This is a genomic window from Gemmatimonadaceae bacterium (assembly GCA_036496605.1).
Lineage (GTDB): Bacteria > Gemmatimonadota > Gemmatimonadetes > Gemmatimonadales > Gemmatimonadaceae > AG2.
In genome coordinates this window covers 193,958-200,339 of record DASXKV010000025.1, presented here as the reverse complement: position 1 = coordinate 200,339, position 6,382 = coordinate 193,958, and the positions used below count along the sequence as shown (strand labels likewise).

Annotated in this window: 8 protein-coding genes; 2 read left to right on the top strand and 6 right to left on the bottom strand. The window is 64.4% G+C overall.

Annotated features, from left to right (window positions below; genetic code table 11):
* Positions 1-62: 62 nt before the first annotated feature.
* Both VGH98_09150 and VGH98_09145 read right to left on the bottom strand, forming a co-directional pair.
* Complete coding sequence (locus tag VGH98_09150; GenBank protein ID HEY2376127.1) at positions 63-635, bottom strand: SRPBCC family protein; 573 nt, start codon at positions 633-635, stop codon at positions 63-65.
* On the bottom strand, positions 632-979 hold the full coding sequence (locus VGH98_09145) for a metalloregulator ArsR/SmtB family transcription factor (protein ID HEY2376126.1): 348 nt from the start codon (positions 977-979) through the stop codon (positions 632-634). The genes VGH98_09150 and VGH98_09145 overlap by 4 nt, the downstream gene beginning before the upstream one ends.
* A gap of 454 nt (positions 980-1,433) precedes the next feature.
* On the opposite strand from VGH98_09145, the gene VGH98_09140 reads away from it, so the two are divergent.
* On the top strand, positions 1,434-1,646 hold the full coding sequence (locus VGH98_09140; protein ID HEY2376125.1) for a cold shock domain-containing protein: 213 nt from the start codon (positions 1,434-1,436) through the stop codon (positions 1,644-1,646).
* Between the two features lie 48 nt (positions 1,647-1,694).
* Positions 1,695-2,192, top strand: coding sequence for a hypothetical protein (locus VGH98_09135; GenBank protein HEY2376124.1), 498 nt, complete (start codon positions 1,695-1,697; stop codon positions 2,190-2,192).
* Between the two features lie 88 nt (positions 2,193-2,280).
* Here the strand turns inward: VGH98_09135 and VGH98_09130 are convergent, their stop codons facing one another.
* Genes VGH98_09130 through VGH98_09115 form a run of 4 tightly spaced genes read right to left on the bottom strand, consistent with a single transcriptional unit; the run spans position 2,281 to position 6,348 of the window.
* Entirely contained in the window at positions 2,281-3,276 is a 996-nt protein-coding gene (locus VGH98_09130; protein HEY2376123.1) for an alpha/beta fold hydrolase, read from the bottom strand.
* A 59-nt stretch (positions 3,277-3,335) separates the two neighbouring features.
* Positions 3,336-4,439: an AAA family ATPase gene (locus tag VGH98_09125; GenBank protein HEY2376122.1), complete on the bottom strand. Its 1,104-nt coding sequence runs from the start codon at positions 4,437-4,439 to the stop codon at positions 3,336-3,338.
* Positions 4,436-5,791 carry a hypothetical protein gene (locus VGH98_09120; GenBank protein ID HEY2376121.1) on the bottom strand — a complete coding sequence of 452 codons (1,356 nt, stop codon included), beginning with the start codon at positions 5,789-5,791 and terminating at the stop codon, positions 4,436-4,438. Before VGH98_09120 ends, VGH98_09125 begins: the two co-directional genes overlap by 4 nt.
* Positions 5,788-6,348, bottom strand: coding sequence for a hypothetical protein (locus tag VGH98_09115; protein ID HEY2376120.1), 561 nt, complete (start codon positions 6,346-6,348; stop codon positions 5,788-5,790). Before VGH98_09115 ends, VGH98_09120 begins: the two co-directional genes overlap by 4 nt.
* Between the last annotated feature and the right edge of the window lie 34 nt (positions 6,349-6,382).

Sequence of the window (6,382 nt, the reverse complement as noted above, 5' to 3'; positions counted from 1 at the left end):
GTGATGTTCGTGGCGGCGGTCCCGCTATTCGGACTTGCTGGCTTCATGTTCTCTCCGATCCCTCACGACTCTTGAGCCGCCTGAGGCGGCCAGCTCGGCACTTCGACACCGAACTGCTGGGCGTACTCCGCATTCAGCCGCTGCCAGCCGCTGAACTTCATTGCATCACCACCCACGATACGGCCGATGGGATTTCCGCTGAGAAGGTGATCCAGAACATCGAAAGAAACGTGCCACCCGGCAGCACCCATGGAGATGAAGCGGCGATCGATGCTGTGCCACAGCGTCAGGCGCGTCCCGCCGTCCACGGGTTCGAGTTCCCACCGGAGATCGTTGCCGCCCCAGTCGTACTCGAGCACTTTGGGCGCGTCGGCTCGTTTGACGGCCGTCTCGGACACCTGCGGCGTGGGCGCTCCCACCACGGCGATCTTCACTGTGCTTCCAGCGGTGCCCAGGCTCCCATCTACGTCAAACGGCGCCCACTCGCGCAGCTGCGCCGGATCGGTCAGTGCCTGCCAGACTTTCTCGGGCGAGTGGCGCAGTTCTCTGACAAGAATGAGCGTCCACTTTTCCCCGTCCTTTCGCACCTCGGCGCCGCTGGCCGGCCCGGGCGTGTACTGATCGCGAGTGGTCATCTTCTTCTCCTTGTGTTCGTTTTCTTCTTCGGTGTCACCCGATCGGTCCGAGCGAGGTGGCGCTCGAGCGCATCCACGTGAGCGGACCAGAACTGACGGAACGGAGCGAGCCAGGCGTCCACCTCTTGCAGTGGCTCCGGCCTGAGGCGGTAGAGACGGCGCTGTGCGTCCACGGTGGATTCCACGAACCCCGCCTCGCGCAGCACTCGCAGGTGCTTTGACACGGTCGGCTGCGGCATCCGCAGCCGGCGCTCGATGTCGCCAACGGACTGCTGTGACGAAACGAGGAGGCCCAATATCGCGCGGCGGTTCGGCTCCGCGATGATTTCGAAGACTGATGCCATGGTCGCTAATATACGCCACAGAGCATATGCGTGTCAAGACATATACGCACCCACTCTGGCAGGAACTTCCGTCGGTCTGGTGCGGTGGCGCCGCTCCCTGGCGTATTGCCTCGCGGTCCTTCGCGCGTAGGCATTCCACTCGTTAGGTCTGCCGATCGATCCGCTCCAAACCGACCGGCTACGCCCCGTGACGCGCGCGGCGTGTGGCCGTTGCGAATCTCGTGCCCGCGTGCTATACTCCTCGCCAGCGACATACGCGCGCGAAGCGCGTGGACAAGTTCCGACCGATCTGGGGCCTGCCAAATGCGAGCGGGCCCCTTTGTTTTGATTTTGCCGCCGAGCGGCGGCGTCCCTGCGCGAGGGCATCGACACACGCGCGAGGCGTTGGTTTGTATGGTATCGGGGCTTCCCGTCCGCACCAGCCAGCACCGTTATCACAATTGGAGCTGAAGACATGCGAACGACCGGTACCGTGAAGTGGTTCAACGATGCGAAAGGGTTCGGCTTCATCACGCGCGCGGATGGACAGAAAGACTGCTTCGTGCATCATTCCGCCATCGAGGGTGATGGCTACAAGTCGCTCACCGAGGGCGAAGCCGTCGAATTCGATGTGGTCCAGGGACAGAAGGGTCCGGCCGCGGAGCACGTGAAGCGACTGCGCTCGTGACACTCGGCTGCCGCGCAGTGAACGGTTCGCTCCTGCCGCAGATGCCTCATGGATGACGGACAACAGCACGGCCAGCCATTTCTCAGCTCCGGGCGCGCGTTAGGCGCGTACGCACGTGAGTTCGCGCGGCTGGGTGACGAGATCGCCGAGAGGGCCGCGGGCTCGTTCGGCGATCTCGTCGACTGCAAGATCGACGTGCGCCGCTCGCCCGATCGCTGCATCCTTCAGGTCGGGCCGTGCGCGCTCACCGTCGCCTTCATTCGCAGTCGCCGCGACTCGGCGGAAGGTGAGCTGCTCATCATACACTGGCGTGGTAACGTCGCGCCAAACCTCCGGCAGCAGCCGGAGCGCGCGAACGTCCCGACACGTTCGGCACAAGCACTCTCCGAGAGCGTGTTCGTCGCAGAGGCCACGTCCGAGATGGATTGGATGTGGTGCGCCCAGGAGGAACCGAGTCGCCGATACACCTCGCTGTCCCTGGCCGCGTTGGTCATCGATCATCTGCGACTCCTTCACGAGCAGACTAGCCGCAGCCTGACTGCCTGAGCGCTGCGGAGCGGGAATCCGTTATGCGCCTCGACGTCCGTCCATAACGAGGCTCGCGGGAATCCTGCCGCCATTCGCGCAAGCAATGTCAGCGCGCGAAGGACATCTCCTCGATATTCCCACCCAGCGGACGATCGCCGCGCAGGAGCGCGACGATCGCAGGATAGACGACGTCCAGACGTCGCACGCGTTGTCGAGGATCGATGACGTCATGCGGGAGCCCGAGGCTCGTTGACAGCTGATACACGTGCACGGTTGCGCCATGGCTACGCCACCGACGTGCGACCGCGAGCACGGGACGCGGCGAGATGCTATGATCGTGGCCATTCAGCAGCATATCCATTTCTCTGCTGGCCGGTGCGGTATCAACGGAAGCCCTTTGCACAACGAGTCCGAGTCGCAGGATCTGTCCAAGGCTATGCGAGCTCCAACCTTGGTCGCGGTCTGGCTCGCGCGCGTCCTGGGCGTCCGAACGCATCACGTTAGGCATGCGCACCGCGAGATTCACGAGTGGCATCTCGAGTGCGGACGGGACCCGCGCGAGGGCCATGAGTGGGGCGACGATCACTGCTCGGCGTACGTCTGGTCGATACTGAGCGATCCACGATGCCATCGTTCCACCCAAGCTCAATCCGACCACGACGACGGTGTCGCCCAACCCGTCAGTCACATCGACCGCCGAGTCGGCCGCCGCTCGCAGTTCGGTCGCCAGTATCTGGGAGAGCGCCGCCGACCCATCGGCAGCAAGCGCGTGATGTGGAAGGCGTGGGATGTAGACGTTGTCTCCCTCGGCATACAAGATCCGGCCGAGCGAATCGAATTGTAACGGCGAGTTCGTGTAGCCATGCAACAACAGCACGGCGATGGGCGTCCGCCGGCCGTGCGCGAGAAGAATCGAACGCCCGCTCGACGCCGCGACACGCGCATCCGTTTGTTCGCGGCGCCCGATCTCCGCCGTGGCTGATTCGTATTCGCTCATCGGCTTCGGATGCGCACCGAGATCGGTCGTCCGGACGGGTAGGAACGCGGCCACAGCCAAGGCGATTGCGACCACAGCCAGCGTGGCGAAAGCGGCTCCGTGCATCTGCCGTCGAGTGTGCGGCGAGGATGTCCACCGTGTCGATGGTGCGCTGGACGTTGGTGTCATCGGTTGGACAGCCGGCTCAGTGGACTTCGTGTCGGGCTCTCGCCGGTCATCGGTAGCCGGAGAAACGCGGCGACAGCTTGTACGCGTTGATCGACGGCACCTTCGACGACGAGCCACACGTCGCGGCGCGCTGTCAACTCGGCGGCGTACCACTCGTGCTGGCGCAGCCGAAACGCGTCGTCCTGTCGCGTACCGTCCTGGGCGAACGGAAAATCCGGCGCGCAGAGCACGCTGACATCGTACCGCGTCGACGCCGCGAGGCATTCGAGAGTCGGATCGGCACGGCCGAAGAGGTGCCGACTGTAAAACAGCGTGGTGAGCGGCGACGTATCGCAAATTAGAAACTCGCGCGCGCGCGTTGTCGCTTCTTCCTCCAGCGCGACCTGTCGCTCGCCAATCGCGCACAGGTCATCGAACGCGAGCAGGCCGCGCTGTCGCTCCCAAAGCTCTCGGCCATACTCGGGGACGTACACCGTGTCGAGAGCCGCGGCGAGCCGCTCGGCGAGCGTGCTCTTGCCACTCGACTCGCCGCCGAGGATGCACACGCGTTTCACGAATGACGCGTAGACCTCCGGCGAGAGAGAGTGCCGATGCGCGTGCACGTCGGCGCGGATCATCGTGGCGGAGACGGGCACGATCTGCCGATCGATATCCACGCAAAGGTGCGTGACCGAAGGCGCATCGCGACGATGGCGTCGTTGCTCTGCCTCGAGCGTCGCGGCGAAGCCATCACCGTAGCCCTCACTGGTAAAGACAGCGTCGATCTCCACGTCGAGCACGCACCGGCACAAGTATGCGACGAAGCGCCGGTGGGTGTCCGCATCGGCATCGTTAGGTGGCATCTCGCCGAACTGCGACCTGTCACGATGCGACGCCAGCGACCCATCGCTCACGACGAGCCGGCGCGTTTGCGGAAAGCGCGTGGCAAGCCACCGCTCGCGCCGTTCAGGCGCGCAACCCGGCAACTCCGGCTTCGAGTAGCTGATGACGACCACGTCGTCGCAGAGCGCGAGCGCTCGCTCGATGACGAGCTCGTGTCCTCGATGCAGCGGCGAGAACTTTCCGACGACGAGTCCGCGCCGAAAACGACGTGCAGTCAGGGCTGCGCTCCCGGAACGTCCGACGTGTACTGCACGACCTTGCCGCCGAAGTCGCGCACATGATCGATCTGGACGATCTGACCGGCGCCGAACAGCGTGCGCAGCACCTCATGGACGTCAGCATCGTCGCGGTACGATTCCGCAAGGCGAAGACGAAGCGCGCCGTCTACGGCCTGGTGCAGCACGAACTGCGCAAGCGGAAAGTGGCGAAGGGCGTGCGTCACCTCGATGTTGTTGATCCAATCACCGCGCATCGTGCGGAAGCGCACTGGAGGTCGTCCCGAGAGACCGACGAGCACCGGTTCGCCGGAATCAAAGCGGAGCGACGCGAAGTCTCCCGTGCGGTACCGCAGCAACGGCAGACAGAAATTGAAGCCGCCAGTGAGCGTGATCTCGCCGCGCTCGCCCGGCGCGACTCGAGCGCCTTCACCGTCGACCAGCTCGACGAAGAGCCGGTGCTGGAGAAGCACGTGTCCTCCTGCACGCTCATCGAACACCGCAACCGGGCCCGCCTCGTTCAACGAGTACAGATCGAGCACGACGCAACCGAAGTACTCCTCGAGACTCTTGCGCAGCACAACCGAGAGCGCCATCGACGTCGAGAGCAGCGCGCGCGGTCGGACACTCGCGCCAATGCGCAGCAGCTCGTCGAATGAGATTGGATCGCCTGCGATCACCTCCGGCGCAAGCGCGTCGAGATACTTTGCGCGATCATCGGCGTCGCGCCAGTCGCGCTCGTGCAAGTTGATCTTCGCCAGTCCCGATTCCCCCATTGTAGGAGTAACCGATACATAGGTGAAGCACTCGCGTTGATGACCGAGCAGGACGACGCCAATCTGTCCCTGGCCGTGACGCAGCTCGATGCCAAAGCGCCGCAGTGCGCGTTTGTGAAAAGACAGATAGCTCGCCGCCACTACCGGATGCGAGGCGAGCAGCAGCGGATGCCCGGTCGTTCCGCTCGTTCTGAAGTTGATCAACCGATCTACCGAAACGTGGTCGGGAACGAACTGAGCGATGTCGAGCGCGAGGTCGGCGCGTGATATTGTCGGTATGTCACGGAGTCGCGGCGGCGGCGCGCCGAGGCGCCGATAGAATGGTACGTCGGCGTAGCAGCGCTCCATGAACTCCTGACTCCACGAAGGCTCATCGCCCGCGACCCATCCGACATCGGCGGCGAGCACCTCGCCTTCGAAGATACGCACCCGCTCGACGTCAGCCGCGGTGAGGCGGTTTCCACTCTCGTTGCGATAGATCGGCGCGTGCGCGTGCTCGCGCAGAAATCGCAACATCGTCCGCCCCGCATCGGTCAGAGTAGGGTATCGATCTGCGTCCGTGACGATCTCGTTGGTCACTCGCGCGTCCACTTGTCGGCGGATTCCTCGGCGACCTTCTTTCGCAGCGCCTCACGGATCTTCCGCGCGCGAAGCTCGGCCGCACGAGCTGCCTCGACGATCCGCGCACGCTCGGCGGAGCTGAGGCTCGTTAGGCGATCCTCGGCTTGCGCCTCCGATTCACCAGCGGGTCGGCAACCGATCGCGGCAAGCGTTACACGGACGAGCTCTTCGCGACGGTCGGGGTCGTCGATGAACTTGCGAGCCGGCGTTGAGGCGGCAAGCTCGGAGGCGCCCTCGCCGAGCAGCCGAAGAAGCTCGAGCTTTGTCGGTGCCGCGGATGCGAACCACGGATCCGCCAATAACCAGCAGAGAAGCAGTGTCACAGCCAGCTCGTTGCGGCCACCGGCTCCCTTCCCCGAAAACGACTCGAGATCGCCGGCGCTGACCGCGGCGCCGCGCGATGCCAACAGGTCGCCGACGACGGCGGCGACATGAATCCTTCCTGCCCCGCGAAGGTGCGGCTCGGCGAGAAAGTCCTTGGGCGTGTCTGCGACGCGATGCAACAGCGACGCCAAGGGAGGTCCTTCACGACCGAGGCGATTTAGCATC

Excerpts from the sequence above, each read along its gene's own strand:
- VGH98_09130 (HEY2376123.1), bottom strand. The coding sequence starts at position 3,276 with ATGCACGGAGCCGCTTTCGCCACGCTGGCTGTGGTCGCAATCGCCTTG.
- VGH98_09145 (HEY2376126.1), bottom strand. The coding sequence starts at position 979 with ATGGCATCAGTCTTCGAAATCATCGCGGAGCCGAACCGCCGCGCGATA.
- VGH98_09135 (HEY2376124.1), top strand. The coding sequence starts at position 1,695 with ATGGATGACGGACAACAGCACGGCCAGCCATTTCTCAGCTCCGGGCGC.
- VGH98_09150 (HEY2376127.1), bottom strand. The coding sequence starts at position 635 with ATGACCACTCGCGATCAGTACACGCCCGGGCCGGCCAGCGGCGCCGAG.
- VGH98_09140 (HEY2376125.1), top strand. The coding sequence starts at position 1,434 with ATGCGAACGACCGGTACCGTGAAGTGGTTCAACGATGCGAAAGGGTTC.